The 19889-nt window shown below is 69.7% G+C and carries 19 protein-coding genes; 8 read left to right on the top strand and 11 right to left on the bottom strand.

All coding sequences use genetic code 11. The features are described from left to right. Positions 1-101: 101 nt before the first annotated feature. Genes LQ566_RS14625 through LQ566_RS14595 form a run of 7 tightly spaced genes read right to left on the bottom strand, consistent with a single transcriptional unit; the run spans position 102 to position 6539 of the window. Positions 102-1826, bottom strand: a complete 1725-nt coding sequence (locus LQ566_RS14625) for a sensor histidine kinase (protein WP_231092463.1) — start codon at positions 1824-1826, stop codon at positions 102-104. After that, positions 1823-2170 carry a response regulator gene (locus tag LQ566_RS14620; protein ID WP_231092462.1) on the bottom strand — a complete coding sequence of 116 codons (348 nt, stop codon included), beginning with the start codon at positions 2168-2170 and terminating at the stop codon, positions 1823-1825. The genes LQ566_RS14625 and LQ566_RS14620 overlap by 4 nt, the downstream gene beginning before the upstream one ends. Further along, positions 2167-2316: a hypothetical protein gene (locus LQ566_RS14615; protein ID WP_231092461.1), complete on the bottom strand. Its 150-nt coding sequence runs from the start codon at positions 2314-2316 to the stop codon at positions 2167-2169. The genes LQ566_RS14620 and LQ566_RS14615 overlap by 4 nt, the downstream gene beginning before the upstream one ends. Next, complete coding sequence (locus LQ566_RS14610) at positions 2313-3794, bottom strand: glycosyltransferase family 2 protein (RefSeq protein ID WP_231092460.1); 1482 nt, start codon at positions 3792-3794, stop codon at positions 2313-2315. The genes LQ566_RS14615 and LQ566_RS14610 overlap by 4 nt, the downstream gene beginning before the upstream one ends. Next, positions 3791-4504 carry a PHP domain-containing protein gene (locus LQ566_RS14605; protein WP_231092459.1) on the bottom strand — a complete coding sequence of 238 codons (714 nt, stop codon included), beginning with the start codon at positions 4502-4504 and terminating at the stop codon, positions 3791-3793. The genes LQ566_RS14610 and LQ566_RS14605 overlap by 4 nt, the downstream gene beginning before the upstream one ends. Continuing rightward, entirely contained in the window at positions 4504-5490 is a 987-nt protein-coding gene (locus LQ566_RS14600) for an ATP-grasp domain-containing protein (protein ID WP_231092458.1), read from the bottom strand. The genes LQ566_RS14605 and LQ566_RS14600 overlap by 1 nt, the downstream gene beginning before the upstream one ends. Continuing rightward, positions 5490-6539: a response regulator gene (locus tag LQ566_RS14595; RefSeq protein WP_231092457.1), complete on the bottom strand. Its 1050-nt coding sequence runs from the start codon at positions 6537-6539 to the stop codon at positions 5490-5492. Before LQ566_RS14595 ends, LQ566_RS14600 begins: the two co-directional genes overlap by 1 nt. Positions 6540-6754: 215 nt before the next feature. Between LQ566_RS14595 and LQ566_RS14590 the strand changes: the two genes are divergently transcribed. From LQ566_RS14590 to LQ566_RS14580, 3 genes are read left to right on the top strand one after another with little or no spacing between them, the layout of a single operon-like run. Continuing rightward, positions 6755-8719 (top strand): M13 family metallopeptidase, encoded by a 1965-nt coding sequence (locus tag LQ566_RS14590; protein WP_231092456.1) that lies wholly within the window; start codon positions 6755-6757, stop codon positions 8717-8719. A 37-nt stretch (positions 8720-8756) separates the two neighbouring features. After that, entirely contained in the window at positions 8757-9692 is a 936-nt protein-coding gene (locus tag LQ566_RS14585; RefSeq protein ID WP_231092455.1) for a serine hydrolase, read from the top strand. 31 nt (positions 9693-9723) lie between these two features. Then, positions 9724-10104, top strand: coding sequence for a hypothetical protein (locus LQ566_RS14580; protein WP_231092454.1), 381 nt, complete (start codon positions 9724-9726; stop codon positions 10102-10104). A gap of 3 nt (positions 10105-10107) precedes the next feature. Here LQ566_RS14580 and LQ566_RS14575 read toward each other — a convergent pair whose 3' ends face one another. After that, positions 10108-11118, bottom strand: a complete 1011-nt coding sequence (locus LQ566_RS14575) for a LacI family DNA-binding transcriptional regulator (RefSeq protein ID WP_231092453.1) — start codon at positions 11116-11118, stop codon at positions 10108-10110. Between the two features lie 168 nt (positions 11119-11286). Here LQ566_RS14575 and LQ566_RS14570 point away from each other — a divergent pair, with 168 nt between their 5' ends. Both LQ566_RS14570 and LQ566_RS14565 read left to right on the top strand, forming a co-directional pair. Further along, positions 11287-13029, top strand: a complete 1743-nt coding sequence (locus LQ566_RS14570; RefSeq protein ID WP_231092452.1) for a glycoside hydrolase family 35 protein — start codon at positions 11287-11289, stop codon at positions 13027-13029. 214 nt (positions 13030-13243) lie between these two features. Next, complete coding sequence (locus LQ566_RS14565) at positions 13244-13987, top strand: GOLPH3/VPS74 family protein (protein ID WP_231092451.1); 744 nt, start codon at positions 13244-13246, stop codon at positions 13985-13987. Between the two features lie 32 nt (positions 13988-14019). Here LQ566_RS14565 and LQ566_RS14560 read toward each other — a convergent pair whose 3' ends face one another. Further along, positions 14020-14190 carry a hypothetical protein gene (locus LQ566_RS14560; RefSeq protein ID WP_231092450.1) on the bottom strand — a complete coding sequence of 57 codons (171 nt, stop codon included), beginning with the start codon at positions 14188-14190 and terminating at the stop codon, positions 14020-14022. A 490-nt stretch (positions 14191-14680) separates the two neighbouring features. On the opposite strand from LQ566_RS14560, the gene LQ566_RS14555 reads away from it, so the two are divergent. Further along, a complete protein-coding gene (locus LQ566_RS14555; protein ID WP_231092449.1) occupies positions 14681-15847 on the top strand; it encodes a MalY/PatB family protein in 1167 nt (388 codons plus the stop codon). A gap of 135 nt (positions 15848-15982) precedes the next feature. Here LQ566_RS14555 and LQ566_RS14550 read toward each other — a convergent pair whose 3' ends face one another. Both LQ566_RS14550 and LQ566_RS14545 read right to left on the bottom strand, forming a co-directional pair. Continuing rightward, the gene (locus LQ566_RS14550) at positions 15983-17137 is read right to left on the bottom strand and encodes a hypothetical protein (protein ID WP_231092448.1); all 1155 of its coding nucleotides are present in this window, start codon (positions 17135-17137) and stop codon (positions 15983-15985) included. An 82-nt stretch (positions 17138-17219) separates the two neighbouring features. Next, on the bottom strand, positions 17220-17696 hold the full coding sequence (locus tag LQ566_RS14545) for a hypothetical protein (protein WP_231092447.1): 477 nt from the start codon (positions 17694-17696) through the stop codon (positions 17220-17222). 72 nt (positions 17697-17768) lie between these two features. Here LQ566_RS14545 and LQ566_RS14540 point away from each other — a divergent pair, with 72 nt between their 5' ends. Beyond that, complete coding sequence (locus LQ566_RS14540) at positions 17769-18122, top strand: MarR family winged helix-turn-helix transcriptional regulator (protein ID WP_231092446.1); 354 nt, start codon at positions 17769-17771, stop codon at positions 18120-18122. A 110-nt stretch (positions 18123-18232) separates the two neighbouring features. Further along, the gene (locus tag LQ566_RS14535; protein WP_231092445.1) at positions 18233-19630 is read left to right on the top strand and encodes an MFS transporter; all 1398 of its coding nucleotides are present in this window, start codon (positions 18233-18235) and stop codon (positions 19628-19630) included. Positions 19631-19889 lie beyond the last annotated feature (259 nt).

The following is a 19889-nucleotide window of genomic DNA, read 5'->3' as shown; positions in this document are numbered from 1 at the left end:
GGCACCGTGGGACTTCCGTCCCCGGGTGAGGATCCCGGCGTTACGGGGATTCTGGCCCCCGGAAGGAAGCGTCGCGGGTCACACGGGCCGCAGGGTCGCGGTCAGCGGGACGTGCGGGGAAGACGGATGCGGAACTCGGTGCCGACGCCCTCCTCGCTCGTCACGCTCATCTCGCCGCCGTGGGCCAGCACGATCGCGCGCGTGATCGTGAGCCCGAGCCCGACACCGGGAACCGCGTTGCGGGTGGCCGTGGAGGCGCGGAAGAACCGGGTGAACAGCTTCTTCTGCTCGTCGAGCGGGATGCCCATGCCGGTGTCGCGCACACGCACCACCGTGGCTTCGGCGTCGGAGTCGACCTCAACGGTCACCGACCCGCCCGCGCGCGTGAACTTCAGCGCGTTGGAGAGCAGATTGTCGACCGCCTGTCCGAGGCGCCCCGCGTCACCGGAGATGATCACCGGCTCGTCCGGCACGTCCGAGTGCAGCTCGATGCCGTCGCGCACGGCCTGCGGACCTGCGGACGCGACCGCGGAGCGGACCACGCTTCCCAGGTCGATGCTGGTGCGCTCGACGGGGAACCGCCCGGATTCCACCTGAGCGGTGAACAGCAGATCCCCGACCAGCTTGAGCAGCCGCTGCGCGTTGCGCTCGATCACCTCCACGAATCCGAGCTGCTCGTCGGTGAGCGGGCTTGCCGGGTCGGTCTGCAGGAGGTCCAGGAATCCGACGATCGAGCTCAACGGGGTGCGCAGCTCGTGCGAGATCATTCCGACGAACTCGTCCTTCATCCGCGCGATCTCGGCGGTGCGGGTCTCATCGCTGAGCACGAGGAGGTACCCGATGTGCCGGCCGGCTCCATCGCGACGCGGCGTGGCGGTGAGGCGGGCCGGGAACACCGAGCCGCTCGCGGTGATCGCGTCGATGTCGCCGTCAACCTCCGCACCCGCATCGACCATCGCGAACAGCGCCGTCACAGGAGACTCCGAGGCGATGCCCGTGAAACCCCCGAGCGACCCCGCCGGGAAGAACCGCTCGATGCTCACCCCGTCGAGCGCCTCCTCTTCGGTGTGGCCCAGCAGGCGGCGCGCGCCGGGGTTCCACGAGACCACGATTCCCTCGGGGTCGGTGGCGATCATCGCCTGGGCGGTGATGGATGCCCACAGGCTCTGGTAGGAGTCCAGGAGACCTCGATAGCGCTGCTCCGATTCGCGCAGCCGCAGCACGATCTCCTGGTTCTCCCGCAGGGCGCGGGTGCGCTCGGTGACCAGACGCTCCGATCGGCGCAGTTGCCGGCGCTGCTGGCGCGACAGCTCGTTGACGACTGCGGCGACGGCCGCGAAGACCAGGGGGGAGATCACACCGCGCAGCCAGTCCACCGTGTTGCTCGGCGGCGACGCGAAGTAGGGCATGAGGAGGGCGATGGAGGTGAGCACCGCGACGATGTAGACGTGACGACGCCCCGGAGTGGCAGCCAGCCACACGACGGGCAGGAGCACGAGCGATCCGAACAGGGACGTCGTCCCGCCAGTGCCGGCGCGGAACAGGCCGATGGCGAGGATGTCCACCATCGGGATCGCGAGCACCCACCACCCGTCGGACACGCTGCGCCGGCTGAGCACGGCGGCCCCCGCAGTGGCCACCGCCACGACGCCGACCCCGATCAGCGCCAGCAGCGCGTTGCTGAACTCGATTCCGGGGATCGACAGCACCAGCAGCAGCGCGACGAGGACCGCCCCGATGGTGGGGAGCTGCTTGACGAGCGGGTTCGGATCGTCGATCACGCCATACCAGCGCACGCGGGCGCGGTCGGAGCGGGTGCCGCTCACGGGTACATCCGCTGCATCATGTCGTGGAATTCCGATCCTCGCACCGGCTTCGGGAGCGCTGCGTCAGCCGCGGGGTAGTCGGCCTCGTCGAGCACCGAGCTGATGACCAGGCGGCAGTCGGGGTGACGTTCGCGCACGCGGAGCGCGCACTCCGCGCCGGAGATGCCCGGCAGCAGCAGATCGATGATCGCCAGTTGCGGGCAGATGTCATCCAGCGCGGCGATGGCCGCCTCCGCGTCCAAGGCGGCGAAGGTGTCGAAGCCCTCACGACCCAGGTAGCGCCGGAGCAGCTCCACCTGGTCCTCGCTGTCTTCGACCACGAGAGCAAGCGGTCGCGAGATCATCGCAGCAGCAGTTCGCGCAGGACGACCACGGCCGCCACGACGATCAGGGCGATGAGCGCCTGCGGAATCAGCAGCCGCTCGCGGCGGGCGTCACGGGCGATGTCCCGCGCGTCCCTCTCCGCGTCCCGGGGCGAGTGTGCGCTCATGAGGCGACCCTTCCGACCTTCTCGGTCTTGACCCACGACGCGTCCGCGCGCCGCCATTCCTTGATGTACGAATCGACGGTGATGGCGCACAGGAGCGAGCCATAGCCGAACACGTACAGCATGAGGCCGGCGAGGAAGCGGCCACCGGGCAGCCGCTCGGCGAAGCGCGCCACCCACGCTCCCAGCATCGACACCGGTCCCCAGAGATAGAAGATCACGAGGAGGGTGATCTGGCCCTGATGGCCCAGCGTCACCCCGAACACCGTCTGCGCGACGAACTCGGGCAGGTTCGGGAAGAGCGCCGCGAGCATGAGAAGCACCGCGCCGATGCCCGGGAACAGGATCGCTTCTCGCCACGAGTGCCATCCGATCCGGGGGTCCAGCTGCACGGAGAAGACGATCAGATAGATGTAGACGCACGCCGTGAAGATCCACATGTAGCGAAACGCCGCCTCAGCGATGTCGCTGTGCAGCATCAGCAGCACGAGGAGGGCGGCGGATGCCAGCAGCATGAACGCCGGCAGCAGCAGGATGCTGAACCAGACCAGTCCGAATGAGAGGCTGCCGAGGCGGTGTTCGCGGCTGGGACGGAACCACAGACGCTTGTAGATCGAGGTGAGCTGCACGTTGCCGCGCGCCCAGCGCAGCCGTTGCTTCCACAGGGCATCGATCGTCCGCGGCTCCTCCGCGAGCACCACCGCGTGCGGTTCGAACACCATGCGCCGCCCGTGAAGCTGGCCTTCGAAGGTGGTCATGGTGTCCTCGGCGAGGGTGCCCGTGGGGATGCGTCCGCCGATCGCCTCGAGGTTGGCCCGTGAGTGCAGCTGAGCGCCTCCGGCGAGGCACGCGATGGCTCCCTGCACGTTCTGCGTGCGTCGTGCGGCCAGCTGGGAGATCACGTACTCGATCGCGATGAAGCGCGTCAGATAGTTGCGATCCGCGCTGCCCTCCGCGATGTAGGCGGTGACAGCGCCGACGCGCTCGTCCGCCAGGTGACGTGCCATCTTGCGCAGCGAGTCGTGCGCGAAGATCACGTCGGCGTCCATGATCAGCACGGCGTCGGCCCAGTCGTCCGCCAGGATCCGGCCGATCCCATGGTTCAGGGTGTGGGCCTTGCCTTCGCCGCCCACCTCGCGCCGCAGGTGCACCACGCGGCCGGGATGGCGTGCGGCGCGCTCGCGCACCACGGCCGGGGTGTCGTCCGTGGAGGCATCGTCCACGACGAAGATGCGTAGCAGGTCCTCCGGGTAGTCCAGGGTGAGGAGGCGGTCGATCGACGAGCCGATCACCAGCCCCTCGTTCCACGCCGGGATCACCACGGCGACCCGCGGGGTGTGCGGACGTGCTCTGCCGTAGTGGTTGCGCACCGCGTGCAGCGGGAGCAGCAGGAACTGGTAAGCCGAAGACAGCACCGGAATCGTGCCCAGGAACACGCACACCAGCAGCACCACGATGAGCGCGACGTCGAAACCGTTCACAGCGGGTCACCGAGCGCGTCGAGCAGGTCGCGGACTCGGGCGTACCGTCCCACGTCACCGGCGGTGTGGCTGTCGGTGGCCGCCGCGAGCTCGACACCGGCGCGGCGTGCTGCCGCGAGGGCGGCCGGGGCAGGGCACGCCCACTTCTCGTTGACCTCGACGATGGTGCCCGTCGCCCGCGCGGCATCGGCCCAGGCGGTGAGGCGCTCCTCACCGACGGCGGACTCCTCGATGCCCAGCTTGGGAAGCAGCGAGAAGCAGTGCGCGAGCTGGTTGCCGGGGTGGCGCTGCATCACCGCGATGAGCGCACCCACGTAGTCGTCCAGCACATCGGCGATCGACCATCCCGCATCGATGCGCCGTCGCACTTCGGTCGGCCCGAGCGGACCCTCCGCGGCGGGGAACTGGTGGTCGGCGATCAGGATCCGCTCCACGCCATCGGGCAGTGGCGGGATGTCGAGCGTCCCGTCGCGATCGAGGATCTTCGCCTCGACGCCGGTGCGCACCTTCAGCCCGTCCGGAACGGCGAGGGCACGCATCGCCCGGACGTAGTCGGGAACCCACGTCGTGCTCCGGCGGACGTGATCGACGAGGCGGACTTCCCGGAGCCCTGCGGTGTGCGCGGCCGCGACGTTCTCCTCCGGCGTGGAGACGGCATCGTCGGAGAACGTGGAGTGCACGTGATGGTCGCCGCGCAGGATCTCGAGCATCAGTCGTCCTGGTGTCCGGCGTGGTCCGATTCCAGCAGCTCTGCGGGATCGAGGATCACGTCCTCCAGGAAGCGCACCGTGGCGAGCTCCCGGAACGGCAGGCGGTCCGGGAGGTCCACGCCGGTGAACAGATCCACCACGAGGGACGGGATGTCCACACCTGCGGCGATCGTGAGCGGCAGCGCTCCGGGGAAGCGGGGGTTGACCTCCAGCAGGACCGCTCGTCCGTCGCGGTCGCGTCGCAGCTGCACGTTGGCGACACCCACCAGCCCGATCGCCTCGGCGATGCGCGCTGCGGCCTCCTCCAGCTCAGGGTCGTGCACGGTGCGACCGGCGATGGCCACGCCGGAGTCGACCCGTGTGCGGGTGCGCGGCACTGCAGCCACCACACGGCTGTCGTGATCGGCGATCACGTCCACCGAGTATTCGTCGCCGGGTAGGAAGTCCTGCACGATGAGGTCGGCGTCACCCGGCAGGGCTTCGAGGGCCGCGCGATCCGGGACCAGGCGGATGCCGCGGCTGCCGGCTCCCCGGCGCGGCTTGGCGAACACCGGGAAGGTCCAGTCCACCGCGAGGGCGTCCGGGCCGACGGGCTCGGTGCGCGGCACCAGCCCGGTGTGCTGGCAGCGACGCGCCAGGGCGAGCTTGTCCAGCGCGCAGGCGAGGGTGTCGGCCGTCGGTGCCGCCAGCATGGCGGGTGCGAGCTCGCCACGGCGATCCGCCAGCTCGATCAGCTCGACGTCGACGGTGGAGATCACCAGGTCGAGGTGGTCCTCGCGCACCAGTCGTGCCAGGGCGGGGACGAAGCCGGCGTCCGCGCCCGGAGGTACCAGACGCCGCTGCGGGGCGGGAACGAGGTAGATGCCGCTCGCCCAGCCGTCCATGTCGGCGGCGAAGACCGTGACATCCGTGCGCGTGAGCAGGGAACGGATGACGGCGACGCCGGCGGGGCCGCCGGCCCCTGTCACGAGTACGCGGATCGGCATCATGCCTCCTGTTCGGCGTACGCGTGCACGCGTACGAATTCGGCGGTCTCGCGGAGGATCTCCAGCGGCTCCACCGCGGAGCCGCCCCCGAAACGCGACCAGTACCGGGCCGTGGCCGTGACGAAGTCGGGCGCCAGATAGTCGCGGGACGCGGTCTGCGAGCCGAAGCACGCCAAGAGCTCGAGCTTGCGATCCAGGTAGTCCTCGATCCGCACGAAGCGGGTCGGGTGGAACTCGATCGTGGCCGAAGGGCTCTGATAGCAGGCGACGGTGCCGACGCGCCGCGTGGCGACGGTCGTCGCCTCGCTCACCGCACGGTGGTCCTGGTGGCGATCATGGACGCTGTGGGTGTAGACGACCGTGGGCTGCACCTCGGCGACGACCTCTTCGATGAGACGGACGGTGGCCCCGCCGCCGGAGATCTCGGTGTCCACCAGATCCTTGAGGAACAGGCGCGCCCCGAGCAGCTCGGCGGCCGCCAGCGACTCGCCCTGTCTGCTGTCGGCATTGCCGCCGCGCGAGCCGCGAGACAGGGTGAGGATGGTGATCTCGTCCCCGGCAGCGGCGTGCGCGTCGAGGATCCCGCCCACGCCGATCTCCACGTCATCCGGGTGGGCGCCCACCGCCAGCACGGTCTGGCGGCGATGGCCGCGGCGCGCACGACCCTCCTCAGCGAGACGCTGCACGACATCGACCAGGCGCGCATTGTCCAGCGGCTTGGTGAGGAACTCGTCGGCCTGGGCGCGCAACGCCGAGACGGCGTACTCGACCGAAACGTGCGCGGTCATGACCACCACCGGGACGCCGGGCATGCGTCGGCGCAGTTCGGCCAGCAGCTCCAAGCCGCTGAGCCCGGGCATCTCGATGTCCGTGACGACCAGATCCGGGCGGAAGGCGCTCACCCGTGCCAGGGCGGATTCACCACTGGTGGCGACCTCGACCTCCGCCCCGGCGCGGCGTTCGAGCAGGACTTTCACCAGAAGGGCGACGTCCGGGTCGTCGTCGACCACGAGGACGCGGGGCGCTGTCGGAGGCGCTTCGGGGGACATGACACTCCTTGAGGGGTGGGAGGTACGTCGATTCTGGCATGGGTATGCACGCGGCATACGGGCCCCGGCGTGGCGCGGGGGAACGGGGCCGATCCGGCCCGTGCCATCCCGAGACCGCCGCGACGCTGCATGGACGGCAACATCAATGTGACGCCGATATGACGCAATGGTGCTTCACAGCCGCGATGTCGGGCGCGGCACATATCCTTGTCGACATGACGGAAAACCTGCGCTCTGGACTGCTCACGGAAGACTTCTCCCCCACCATCCGGCCGCAGGATGACCTATACCGCTTCGTCAACGGAACCTGGCTCGATCGCACCGAGATCCCCGCCGACAAGGCTCGCTGGGGATCGTTCATGCTGCTGGCCGAGGCCGCGGAGAAGCATGTGCGCGAGATCGTCGAGGAGTCGCAGCAGGCCGAGCCCGGCACCACCGCACGCAAGATCGGCGACATCTATGCCTCCTTCATGGACGAGGCCGCGATCGAGGCCGCCGGCAGCGCGCCCGTGCAGGCGCAGTTCGCCCGCGTCGAGGAGGTCACCGACGTCTCATCGCTGCTGAACCTGCTGGGCACGCTGGATCGCGAAGGGGTCGCCTCCCTGCTCGGTCTGTTCGTCGAGCCCGACCCGGGAAACCCCGAGCGCTACGTTCCGTTCCTGGTCCAGTCGGGCATCTCGCTGCCGGATGAGAGCTACTACCGGCTGGAGAACTTCGCCGACGTCCGCGACCAGTTCCGCGCTCACGTCGCGGCCATGCTGCGCCTCGCGGACGTTTCGGACGCCGACGAGCAGGCCGAGCGGGTGTTCGCGCTGGAGACCGAGATCGCCTCGCACCACTGGGACAACGTCCGCAGCCGCGACGCGGTGGCCACGTACAACCTCCGCACCTGGGACGAGCTGCAGCAGGCCGCGGGTGTCGATCTGACTCCCTGGCGCGATGCCGTCGCGGTGGCGCAGCCCGACGCCTTCGCCGAGGTCGTGCTCTACCAGCCGAGCTTCGCCGAGTCGCTGGGCTCGCTCCTGGTGGCCGAGCGACTGGACGACTGGCGGGCGTGGCTGCGCTGGCGCCTGGTGCACGCGGCAGCCCCGTACCTGGGCAGCGCGTTCGTCGAGGAGAACTTCGCCTTCTACGGCACCGCCCTCACCGGTGTCCCCGAGATCCGCGCTCGCTGGAAGCGGGGCGTCTCGCTCGCGGAGGGCGCTCTGGGAGACGCCATCGGCAAGGTCTACGTGGAGCGTCACTTCCCGCCGGCGGCGAAGGCCGAGATGGACACGCTGGTGGCCAACCTCATCGAGGCCTACCGCCAGAGCATCGAGACGCTGGACTGGATGGGGCCGGAGACGCGTGCGAAGGCGCTCGACAAGCTGTCGAAGTTCACCCCGAAGATCGGCTACCCCGACGTCTGGCGTGAATACGACGAACTGGAGATCGCGGCCGACGACCTGCTGGGCAACGTGCTCCGCTCCAACCAGTTCGAGCACGACCGTCAGGTGCGTCGCGTGGGACAGCCCATCGACCGCGACGAGTGGCTGATGACGCCGCAGACGGTCAACGCGTACTACAACCCGCTGATGAACGAGATCGTCTTCCCGGCGGCTATCCTGCAGTTCCCGTTCTTCGAGCTGGATCGCGATGCTGCGGCGAACTACGGCGGCATCGGCGCGGTGATTGGGCACGAGATCGGCCACGGCTTCGATGACCAGGGCAGCCGTTTCGACGGCGACGGCAAGCTCGAGGACTGGTGGACCGATGCCGATCGTGCGGCGTTCGAGGAGCGCACGGCGTCCCTCATCGCGCAGTACGACCAGCTCACCCCGCTGGGTCTCGGCGAGGAGCACCACGTCAATGGCGCCCTCACCATCGGTGAGAACATCGGCGACCTCGGTGGTCTCGGCATCGCGCTGCGCGCGTATGAGCTCTCGCTCGAGGGCGCGCAGGCGCCGGTGATCGACGGCTACACGGGCGTGCAGCGCCTGCTGCTGTCGTGGGGTCAGGTGTGGCAGCTGAAGATCCGCGACGCTGAGGCGGTCCGCCTCCTGACGGTCGACCCGCACTCGCCCAACGAGTTCCGCTGCAACCAGATCCTCCGCAACGTCGATGCGTTCTACGACGCGTTCGAGGTCACCGAGAAGGACGCCCTCTTCCTGCCGGCCGACGAGCGTGTCACGATCTGGTGACCGTTCGGCCCTGAGCCGGACGAGGAGGCAGCAGCGGATGATCGAGGCCGCGGGTTCGGACGACGCGGGCGGAGTGCGCCCCACCCGCCGTTCCAGCCGCGCCTCGCAGCCTGCGCCGGTGTCGCGTCGTCGTGGTGGCCCCACGAAGCGCTCGTTCGATGCCACCCTCGCGGCGCTCAGCGATCTGGCACGTGCGGGCGCCCGGGTGTCGGCGCACGTGCGCGACCTCGACAACGACATGGTCGTCTTCGCCGGCGACGACTTCGTCTCGCTGCCGGTGGCGGACGTCGGCTCGGTGGCCATCCTCGTGGAGGTTGCCGCCGCGTTCCGCGATGGCCGGCTGGATCCCGCGGCCACCGTGGAGCGCTCCGCGCTGAGTGGCTCGGTCTCTCGCGGCCTGTGGGCGCACCTGCGCGCCTCAACGCTGTCGCTGTCCGACCTCGCCGTGTTGTCTGCAGCCGTGGGCGATCAGGCGGCGACGAACGCGCTGCTCGCGCAGGTGGGGCTGCCCGCCGTCAGCTCCCGTCTGGAAGCACTCGGTCTCGCCCACCTCGCGGTGCTCGACGAACACCGGGACACCCGTGGCCCGGATGACGCCCCGCAGTTCGCCCTCGGTACCACGCGCGAACTCGCCGAGCTGATGACTCTCATCGTCAACGGGGCCGCGGTGGATGCTGCCGTCAGCGCCCAGGTGGGGGAGTGGCTGAATCTGGCCACCGACCTCAGCATGGTGGGGGCGGCGACGGGACTCGATCCCTACGATCACGAGGATGACAAGCACCGGCTGCTGTTCGTCAACAAGACCGGCCGGGCGGACGGCGTCCGCAGCGAGGCGGGCGTGCTCGCGGGTCCGCGGGCAGGTGTGGCGTACGCGGTGACGGCGGCCTTCGACGACCTGTCGTCGGCGCACCGCCTGCAGGTGGCGGAGGCGCTGCGGATCCTCGGACTCGAGCTCATGGAGTACGTGCACTAGCTCTGACGACCGTTGCGCCTACGATGTGCACATGATCCCCGAAGACTGGACCGAGCACCGCCGTGCCGAAGATCGCGAGCTGCTCGGCTGGATCCGTCCCGAGGGAGATGCCTGGGTGGCCGTGAACCTGCTCGGCCGCGAGGTGCCCGGGGTGGTCGACTGGCTGGACGCCGAGGCTTCGCTGGACTCCATCGGTCTCAGCTGGCTCGCCGACAAGTGGGTGCTGGATCGCGAGGACGGCGGTGCCTGGGTGGTGCGGCTGGTGGAGGTGACCCCCGAACGCGTCGTCGTCAAGACCGACGACTTCGGTGCCATCGACGTGCCGGTCCAGCTGATCGAGCTGGAATGGCCCGCACCCCGGACGCTGCGCCACCCGGAGCCCGGCGAGCAGCCGGTCAGCCCCTGGGGGTGAGTGTCAGCGCGCCGGTGCCGCCGTGGAGGAGCGGATGATGAGCGTGGGTTCCGTGACGTCGAAATCCTCGGCGTCCGGATCGCGGCCCTCGATCTGCGCGATCACCCGCAGCGCGGCGTCGCGGCCGACGGAACGGAACGGCTGGCGCACGGTCGTGAGAGCGGGCGAGGCGTAGGCGGCGAGATCGATGTCGTCGACGCTGACCACGGAGACGTCGTCGGGCACCATCCGGCCGGCCTCGTGGAGTGCGCGGATCACGCCGAAGGCCATCTCGTCGCTGGCGACGAAGACGGCCGTGGCGTCGGGGATGCCCGCCAGCACCTGTCCGGCGCGGTACCCCGACTCCGGTGTCCAGTCGCCGGGGATCACCGGCGGCGGTGTGATGTCGCGCTCCCGGAGCACGCGCGTCCAGCCGTCGCGGCGCTTGTGCGTCTCCGCCCACCCCTCGTCGCCGCTGATGTGCCAGACGTTGCCATGGCCGAGCTCCAGCAGATGCTCGGTGGCCAGGCGCGCGATGAGCTCCTGATCGACCACGCCCGCACGCCGGTCGCCGCGCTCGGTGGGAGTGCGCGCCAGACGCTGCTGCATGGCCTCGTCCTCGAACTCGAACGGCGCCACCAGGATGATGCCCTCGGCCCCCTGGCGTTCGAGCCGGTCGAAGGCGTCGGTGAAGTCGGAGACGGGGGCGTGCTTGGCGACGGCCGTGGTGGTCACGGTGTAGCCGCGGTCGGTGGCGACGTCTTCGATGCCGGCGCTGATGACGGCGGACGAGTACTGCACGTTGGAGACCACGATCACCCCGAGCATGCGCGTCCGGCCGGTGGCGAGGGCAGCCGCGGCTCCGTGCACGCGGTACCCGAGCTCATCCACGGCGGCCAGCACGCGCTGCGCCGTTTCCGGTCTCACCGTGTCCTGACCGGACATCACGCGTGACACCGTCTGCGCCGACACCCCGGCACGGCGGGCGACGTCCACCTGGTTGGGGGCGCGGTCGGGCGACGGTCTTCGCGGCATGCCCCCATGGTAGGCCTCGCGCGGGTTGCGCATGCGGGGCTGTGCGCGATAATGAGAGCGCAAACATTGTTGTTTCGACATCCGGATCGCCGGCGGGCGCGCAGTCACCCCATCGCGGCACGCCGCCACACGCGTCACACACCACCCCCCCCACAGAACGGAAGACGCATGACGACTCCCGCCCTCACGCCCGGCGACGGCGTGCTCGTCCGCGATGGCGCGGAGTACCGCCTGCTCTCCGGGTCGGTCCACTACTTCCGGGTACACCCGGCCCAGTGGGAGGACCGCCTGCGTCGTCTGGCCGCCATGGGCGCCAATACGGTGGACACCTATGTCCCCTGGAACTTCCATGAGCGACGCGAGGGTGAGTTCGCGTTCGACGGATGGCGTGATCTCACCGGTTTCATCCGGCTCGCCGGGGAAGCCGGCCTCGACGTGCTGCTGCGTCCGAGCCCCTACATCTGCGCAGAGTGGAACAACGGCGGGATTCCCAGCTGGCTGACGGCGCGCACCCGCAGCCTCCGCTCCTCCGATCCGGTGTTCCTGTCGGCCGTGGATGCCTGGTACGACGAGCTGATTCCCCGGATCACACCGCTGCAGGCGGCGTACGGCGGACCGATCGTCGCGGTCCAGGTGGAGAACGAGTACGGTTCGTTCGGCTCCGACCGTGGCTATCTGGAGCATCTGGCCACGGGTCTCCGGGAGCGGGGAGTGGTGGAACTGCTCACGACGGCTGACGGCACACGTGCCGACATGCTGTCCCACGGCTCGCTGCTGGAATCGGCGACGCCGACCTTCACCTTCGGCACTGGCGCGGCGCTCGCCGACGCGCTGCGTCCGGCGGGAGCGCCGCTGATCTGCGGCGAGCTGTGGGGCGGGTGGTTCGATCACTGGGGTGAGAAGCACCACGTGCGCTCGGCGGAGAGCATGATGGGCACCGTCACGGACCTGCTGGGTCGGGGCGGGTCGGTGAGCCTGTACATGGCGCACGGCGGGACCAACTTCGGGTTGTGGGCCGGGGCGAACTGGGATGGCGTGCTGCAGCCCACGATCACCAGCTACGACTCCGACGCCCCGATCGGTGAGGACGGGACGATCACCGAGAAGTTCTCCGCCCTGCGGGCGGCGTTCGCGCGGTTCCACAGCGCGGAGCTGCCGGCGATCCCTCCCGCGCCGGTGTTCCAGCAGCCGCAGACGGTGACGTTCACGCCGGTCGCCTCGCTGTATGACACGGTGCGCGCCTACGTCGCGGACACGGATCCGCGTTCCGCCATGCCGCAGACGTTCGAGGAACTCGGACAGCCCGACGGCGTTGTCGCGTACCGGGCCATCGCGGACCTGCCGGGCGATGTGGAGCTGTCGGTCGACGGCCTCCATGACCGGGCCGTGGTGTTCGTCGACGGCGTGCGCGCGGCGACGCTGGAGCGCGATGGCGCGACCAGCGCCGTGCTCACGGGCAGCGCGCGGCGTGCCGAGATCACGATCGTGGTGGAAGCCCTGGGGCGCATCAACTATGGCTACCGGCTGGGTGAGCACAAGGGAATCACGGGTGTGCGTCTGGAGCGGCGACTGGTCCACGGCTGGTCGCACACACTGCTTCCCGAGACCGTGTGGGAGGCACCCGTGGCACCGGGCTCGGATGGCGTGGCCGTCGCGGAGGTGCACGTGACGGACGTGGCCGACGCGTGGCTCGCGCTTGCCGAGGGCGGCGCCGGGTGGGTGTGGCTCAACGGATTCCTGCTCGGTCGCTATGACCGCGTTGGGCCCCAGATCACGCTCTATGCTCCCGCTCCGCTGTGGCGTGAGGGGCCGAACGAGGTGCGTGTGGTGGACTTCGTGTCGCTGCCGGCTCGGGTCGAGCTGCGCGAGCGCCCCGACTTCGGTGAGGCCGAGGAGTTCATCGGGTACTGAACCGGCGCGCTTGGGGGAGCGCGTCCCGGTGTCGTGAACTGATGAGCATGCACCGAATCCATGAGCGGTCCGCGGCATGCGTCATGGATTGGTCGCCTGATCATGCGCTCGCGACGTGGGGTGCGGCATCGGAACGGCCGTCGAGCCCGGTGGACGACCAAGATCAGCCGCTCGGGGGATCCGCCGGGCGGGTGCCTCCGCCTATGGTCGGATCATGGACGAGACGATGCGCACGCAGCCCTGGCTGGTGGTCGAGGATCTGCTGCTCCTCCTGCTGGATGATCAGCGGGGGACGCTGTCGGTCGGTGTTGACCCCGGGCTGGCCATGGGTGGCGCGCTGCTCATGGATCTGGCACGGGCCGGCCTTGTGGAACTCTCGCCGCGTGCCGGGCTGCTGTCCTCACCGACGGTGACCGCGGTACCCGATGCGCACACCAGCGATCCGCTCCTGCGCGCGGGCGCGGGAGTCGTCGCGGCGAAGCCACGGAACGCCATGGTCATGGTGCGCACCCTCGCCAAGGTCGACGGCGAATCCACGCGCGACCTGGTGGCCGCACGGCTGGTCGAGCGCGGCGTGCTGGAACGGCGCGGAGGACGAGTCCTGGGTCTCTTCCCCCGCACCGAGTGGCCCACAGCAGACGCCGCCCACGAGGCGGCGCTGCGCGCCGGCCTCCGCGAGGTGCTGATCCTCGATCGGGATCCCAGCCCGCACGAGGCGGCTGTCATCTCGATCCTGCAGGCGCTGAACCAGCTGCGGGTGGTCGCGAAGGACGAGGCTCGTACGCTGCGCGACGTGACCAAGCGCGCGAAGGCCATCCGTGAGGCGAACCTCGCCTCGGACGCTGTGGAGGCCACCCTCCAGGCAGCCATGCAGGCGGCCGAAGCAGCCACCATCGCCGCGGTTTCTGCCGCGGTGTCGGCCGCCGTGGTCGCCACCGCCGGCGCGTCGGCGGGCTGAGCCGCCGACCCGGCGGCAGGCCTTCACGTCGTCTACCTGTCGAGGGCAGCTCCGTCGGAAGCATCGCGGAGCCGGCGGTTGGCGACCCTGGTGAGCGCCAGCATGAGCCGCATGGCAACGATCAGGGCTGCTACGGCGGCGAGGATCAGGATCACGACGAGCACGAGGATGAGCATCGGCAGAGCTACGGCGTTTCCCAGCATGTCGCTCCTCTCAGGGACAGGGGGACAGGGACTCGGCGACAGGGACTTGGCGACAGGCTCTCCGCGTTCTGCGCCGACAACAAGACATGTCCGCAGGAGGCGCAGAAGTTCCACGCGTCGATGGCTTCGATGCGTGGGTCCACGGGGTGGACGGCTCGAACGGTTGACCGACGTCGAACCCCCTCGCGCGGGGACTCCCCGCACGATCGCGCACAGGTGAAACTCAGTGAGTGATCGCCCTCCGCGGGGATCCGGCCCGCGGGAGGCGAGTCGGACCCGGTCGGCGAGGTCTGCTCGGTGTCGTGGATCTTCAGCTGGATCCGCGGGCCATGACGCCGATCCGGCCTGCCCTGCGGGGGGCGATGGGTACCGACCCCGCTGGATTGCCGGCACCTCTCCCTGAGGCGGTGCGGTTTCCACCTCGGCGTGCCCGACCACTTCGTCGCGGGTGGTCGGTGCCGCGGCATCGCGGACGGAGGAGAATCGAGGGGTGAGCACTGCGACCTCCGAATTCGACAGCATCGATCTCGACTCCCTCCGCTCCGTCGGAGGCCTGAAGTGGACGCGATTCCCCGACACCATCGGGATGTTCGTGGCCGAGATGGACTTCGGCACGGCGCCCGCGGTCCGCGACGCGATGCATCGCGCCATCGACGACGGGCTGCTGGGCTACCTGCCGCCGACGCTGGTGAGCCGGCTGGGGGAGGCCACGGCCGCCTGGCAGCGGGATCGGTACGGCTGGGACGTCCCGGCCGGCCGCGTTCGTCCGGTGGGTGACGTCCTCACCGCGCTGCGCATTGTGATCGAGCAGTTCTCGGCCGCCGGCTCGAAGATCGTCCTGCCGACGCCCGCCTACATGCCGTTCCTCACCATTCCGCCGTCGATGGGCCGCGAGATCGTGGAGGTGCCGATGCTGGTGGAGGACGGGCGGTACAGCCTGGACCTCGATGGCATCGAGGCCGCCTTCGCCGACGGTGCCGGGCTGCTCATCCTGTGCAATCCGTACAACCCGGTGGGTCGTGTCTTCGACCGCGAGGAGCTGGAAGCGGTCGCGAGCATCGTCGAGCGTCACGGCGGTCGCGTGTTCTCCGACGAGATCCACGCGCCGCTCGTCTACGCAGGCGCCTCTCACATCCCGTACGCCTCGCTCTCCACAGCGACGGCCGCCCACACCGTGACCGCCACATCGCCCTCCAAAGCCTGGAACATGCCGGGTGTGAAGTGCGCGCAGGTGATCCTCTCCAACGACGCCGATGCCGAGGTCTGGGCCACTGCGTTCGGCGAGGGCGCGCCGGGCGCATCCACGATCGGCGTGGTGGCGAACATCGCGGCCTATGAAGAGGGCGGTTCCTGGCTGGATGAGGTGACCGCCTATCTCGATGAGAACCGGCGCACCCTCGGTGAGGATCTCGCGGAGCAGATCCCCGGCATCCGCTACACGATGCCGGAGGGGACCTACATCGCCTGGCTCGACTGTCGTGATCTGCCCATCGAGGGATCGGTCGCCGCGTTCTTCCGTGAGCACGCAGGGGTCGCACTCACCGACGGCATCGACTGCGGTGGTCCGGGCGAGGGCTTTGTCCGCATGATCTTCGCCACGCCGCGTCCCATCCTCCGCGAGGCCGTGCGCCGCATGGCCGCAGCGCTCGCGGCCTGACGAGCACGACGGCGGCGCATCCTTTCGGGATGCGCCGCCGTCGTGTTCGTCGATCGTGCGTCGTCATGTCTGTCGACTGCTTCGGAGGGACGGGCCGAGGTGGTCCGGGCCGCCGATGTCGAGGCCTTCCGTGAATCAGAAGCCCGGGCGGTGACGTCCCGCCTCGCCGTGGTGTCCGGCCCCGCGGTGATGACGGCGTCCGCCCCTGTGCCCGCCGGGGAAGCCGCCGTGCCTGGTGAGGGAGTCGCCGTGCGCGCCGTGCGTGTCGGGGACGTCGCCGTGTACGCACCGGCCGGGGACGTCGCCGTGTTCGAATGCGTCGCGGGGACCGTTGTGTCCGTGTCGGCTGGGGAAGCCGTCGTGTCCGTATGCGTCGCGGGAGCGGCGGTGTCCGTGTCGGCTGGGGAAGCCGTCGTGTCCGTGTCGGCCGGGAAGCCCGTCGTGTTCATGCCGACCGGAAAGGCCGGCGTGTCCATGTCCGTCGCGGAAGCCGCCGTGGTGAGGACGGCCGCGGTATCCCTGGCTGTCGGCGTCATCGGCCCGATGAACGCAGCCCCCGCCTTCGTGGAACTCGGCGTGGGCGCCGAGGCCGACGTGTGCACCGTGCATGCCGCGCTCGCCAAACCCGCGGCGGCCGAAGCCGTGTCGAGATCCGCCCTCCCGCAGCTGCTGCATCAGGCGGCGACGGCGACGCACCTCGCGCAGCCGGTCCGTGCCACCGAGCTCCTCCACGATTGCGGAGAGTCCGTCGGTGACGGCGGTCAGCTGCTCCGGGGTGAGCGCTGATTCGATGCGGGCACGCGATTCGGTCAGCCGGTCGTCGATGCGGGCCAGTGCCCGGGCGCCCTCCACTGTGATGGTGGGGTATCCGTCCGCGAGGGTGACCCACCCGCGCATCAGCAGATGACGGAGGCGGAATCCGCCGAGGCGTGCGCGAGCGTGGGGGCCGCGGCGGTGGTTTCCGCGCGGGTGCCGCCCGTGGCGGGGATCATCGTTCGTCGGATCCACGTCCGCAGGCTGTGCGTCCGGGAGGATGTCGCCGGCGGCGGTCTCCGGCCCGTCGGCGCTCGCGGTGTCCTGCAGTGAGGAATCCGGGGATGAGAGGTCGTCTCCGGTCCGCGTTTGCGTGCTGCCGCGGTGCGTGAGCCGGTGCAGCAAGCGCAGGTCGTGGCGACGGATCCCCTCCGAGGCGAGGATGTCGGTGCGCTCCGCGCGAACCAGCTGGTCGGCGGCGCGGATGAGGAACGCGAGCGATCGCTCGCGGAGCAGTCTGTCGTTCGGGGTGTTCATGAGGAAGTCCTTTCGGGAGCCGAAGCTCGGATGTATGTCACTTGACAAGTGAATGTAGTGTGACATGTATTCGGAAAGCTTGTCAAGTGACATATATGCTTCTGTCATGACCGACGAGCAGCCCAGCGACCCCGTCGAGGCGATCGTCGCCGCGCTCGGCCGTATCCGGGGGCGGCGCGGACCCCGGCCGGGAGGCCCGGGCTCGCACGGGTTCGGGCGCGGTGATTCCCACGGCCACGGCGATTCCCACGGCCATGGCGATTCGCACGGCCCCGGTGGTTCCCACGGGCATGGCGACTCGCATGTCCACGATGGTTCCCAAAGCCACAGCGATTCGCATGTCCGCGATGGTTCGCGCGGTGGCCCTCGTCCCGAGGGGGCGTATGGTCGCGACGGCGTGCACCGGCACGACGACGCGCATGGCGCCGGTGAGGCACACGGCGCTGGCGAGGCGCACGGCGGTCACGATGGGCATGGCGGTCACGAGGGGCATGGCGGTCACGATGGGCGCGGCGGTGACGATGTGCGCGGCGATGGCGCCCGTGGTCGGCGTGGACATCGGGGCGGGCCCGAATGGGGGCCTTTTGCGGGTAGGGGCGCGGACCCGCGTGCCGCCGAATGGATGTCCGCGATGGGCGGGCGACTCGGCGGTCCCGCGCGTTTTCGCCTGCTGGAGGTGCTCGCAGCGGCACCCGCGTCGCTGACCGTGTCCGAGATCGCCGAAGCCGTGGGTGTGGATCAGCCGCGTGCATCGCGTCTGGTGCAGCAGTCGGTGCAGCTCGGCCTCGTTCAGCGCGAAGCGGATCCCGATGACGCTCGACGCACGCGTGTGGCGCTCACCGAGACGGGGCGCGCGATGGCCGGGGGCATGCGCGGACACCGGCATGACACCGTGCGCACAGCTCTTGCCGCGCTCACCCCGGAGGAGCAGACGGAGTTCATTCGCCTGCTCGGCAAGTTCTCCGCCGCCTGGCCCCGCGACTGATTCGCCTTCATAGCGCGCACATCGCTCGAATTCCACGGGAATGGGGTCCATTCGCGCGCAACGAACGGGGTGTTCACCGCCGCGACCCCCGTGGCCACTAAGGTGAGCGCATGACCGGCGAGACTCCCCACACGCCCCCGGCAACGGTCGACACCGATGCGTTGCCGGCGCTGGCGCTCGATCAGAACCTTGATCGCACCATCCCGCGCAAGCAGGTGTGGTCGTGGGCGATCTACGACTGGGCGACGCAGCCGTTCAACAGCGTGATCCTCACGTTCGTGTTCACCGCGCTGTATCTGGTGAGCGACACTTTCCTCGATTCGTCGATCGCCGCACTGCCGGATGGGGATGAAGCGAAGGACGCGGCGCTCGCAGCGCTCAGCAGCCAGCTCGGACTCGGCACCACCGCAGCGGGCATCCTGCTGGCCATCCTCGCGCCCGTGCTCGCCCAGCGCGCCGATGCCGCGGGCCGCCGCAAGCGCTGGCTGATCATCTACACCACGCTGCTGATCGCGACGATGGCCGGGATGTTCTTCGTGGAGGGGTCGCCGAACTACTTCCTGCTGGGTGTCACTCTGGTCTCGGCAGGGACGTTGTTCAGCGAGCTCGCAGGCGTCAATTACAACGCGATGCTCACGCAGGTGTCGACCCCGCGGACGGTGGGGCGCGTGAGCGGACTCGGATGGGGCCTCGGCTACGTGGGCGGCATCGTCGCTCTCGTCATCGTGGTGCTGTGCAACAGCTTCGACTGGTTCGGCCTGTCCACCGACAATGGGCTGCCGTATCGGATCATCGCCGTCGGGTGCGCGGTGTGGGCTGTGGTGTTCTCGATCCCGCTCCTGCTCAACGTGCCGGAGACCGCGCGCCAGAGTGTCGCGCGACGCAACTTCTTCCTCAGTTACGTGGACCTCTGGCGCCACATCCGCTCGATCTTCCGTGACTCGCGTCCCACCTTCTGGTTCCTGGTGGCCAGTGCCGTGTACCGCGATGGGCTCAGCGGCGTCTTCACCTTCGGCGCCGTGATCGCGGCGCGGGTGTTCGGTTTCTCTGCCAATGAGGTGATCATCTTCGGAATCGCGGCGAACCTCGTCGCCGGCGTCGGGACGATCATCGCCGGGCGTCTCGACGACCGCTTCGGCCCGCGACCGGTGATCATCGGAGCGCTCACAGCACTATGCGTGGCGGGTCTCGCGGTCTTCCTGCTGCATGATGCCGGTCAGACGGTGTTCTGGATCTGCGGCATGGTGCTCTCCGCGCTCGTGGGCCCGGTCCAGTCGGCGTCGCGTTCGCTGCTCGCCCGGGTCACTCCGGCCGGCCGGGAGGGTGAGGTCTTCGGCCTCTACGCCACGACCGGACGGGTCGCGAGCTTCCTGGCATCGGGCCTGTGGACGATCCTGGTCGCCGCGATGGGGGCGATCTACTGGGGCATCCTCGGCATCATCATCGTGATCGCCGCCGGTCTCGTACTGATGCTGTTCGTGCGCATCCCCGCCCTCGAGCGCCGCTGACCCTCACCGCCGCCGCGCGGCGGTCCGTCCCGGCGTGGCTGCGTGCGGGCGCCTGCGCGGCGACGCCGCGCGCCCTGTCGTCAACGGAGGTGATCGGCTTCGCGTTCAAACGGTGCCGGGCGACGGCCCGTTTCGTGGCGGCACGCCTGGCCGCTCGCGCTGACCGTCCTGGCTCCGGGTCGGCCTGTCCTGTCGGTGGCTGATCGGAGCGCGTGGACGTGACGTGGGTGCCGTGAAAGGAGGGGATTTGCGCGAGTGT

This window comes from Microbacterium nymphoidis, from assembly GCF_021044885.1.
Classification (GTDB): Bacteria; Actinomycetota; Actinomycetes; order Actinomycetales; family Microbacteriaceae; genus Microbacterium; species Microbacterium nymphoidis.
Note: the sequence above shows the minus strand (reverse complement) of the source record. Positions and strands in the feature narration are given on the sequence as shown.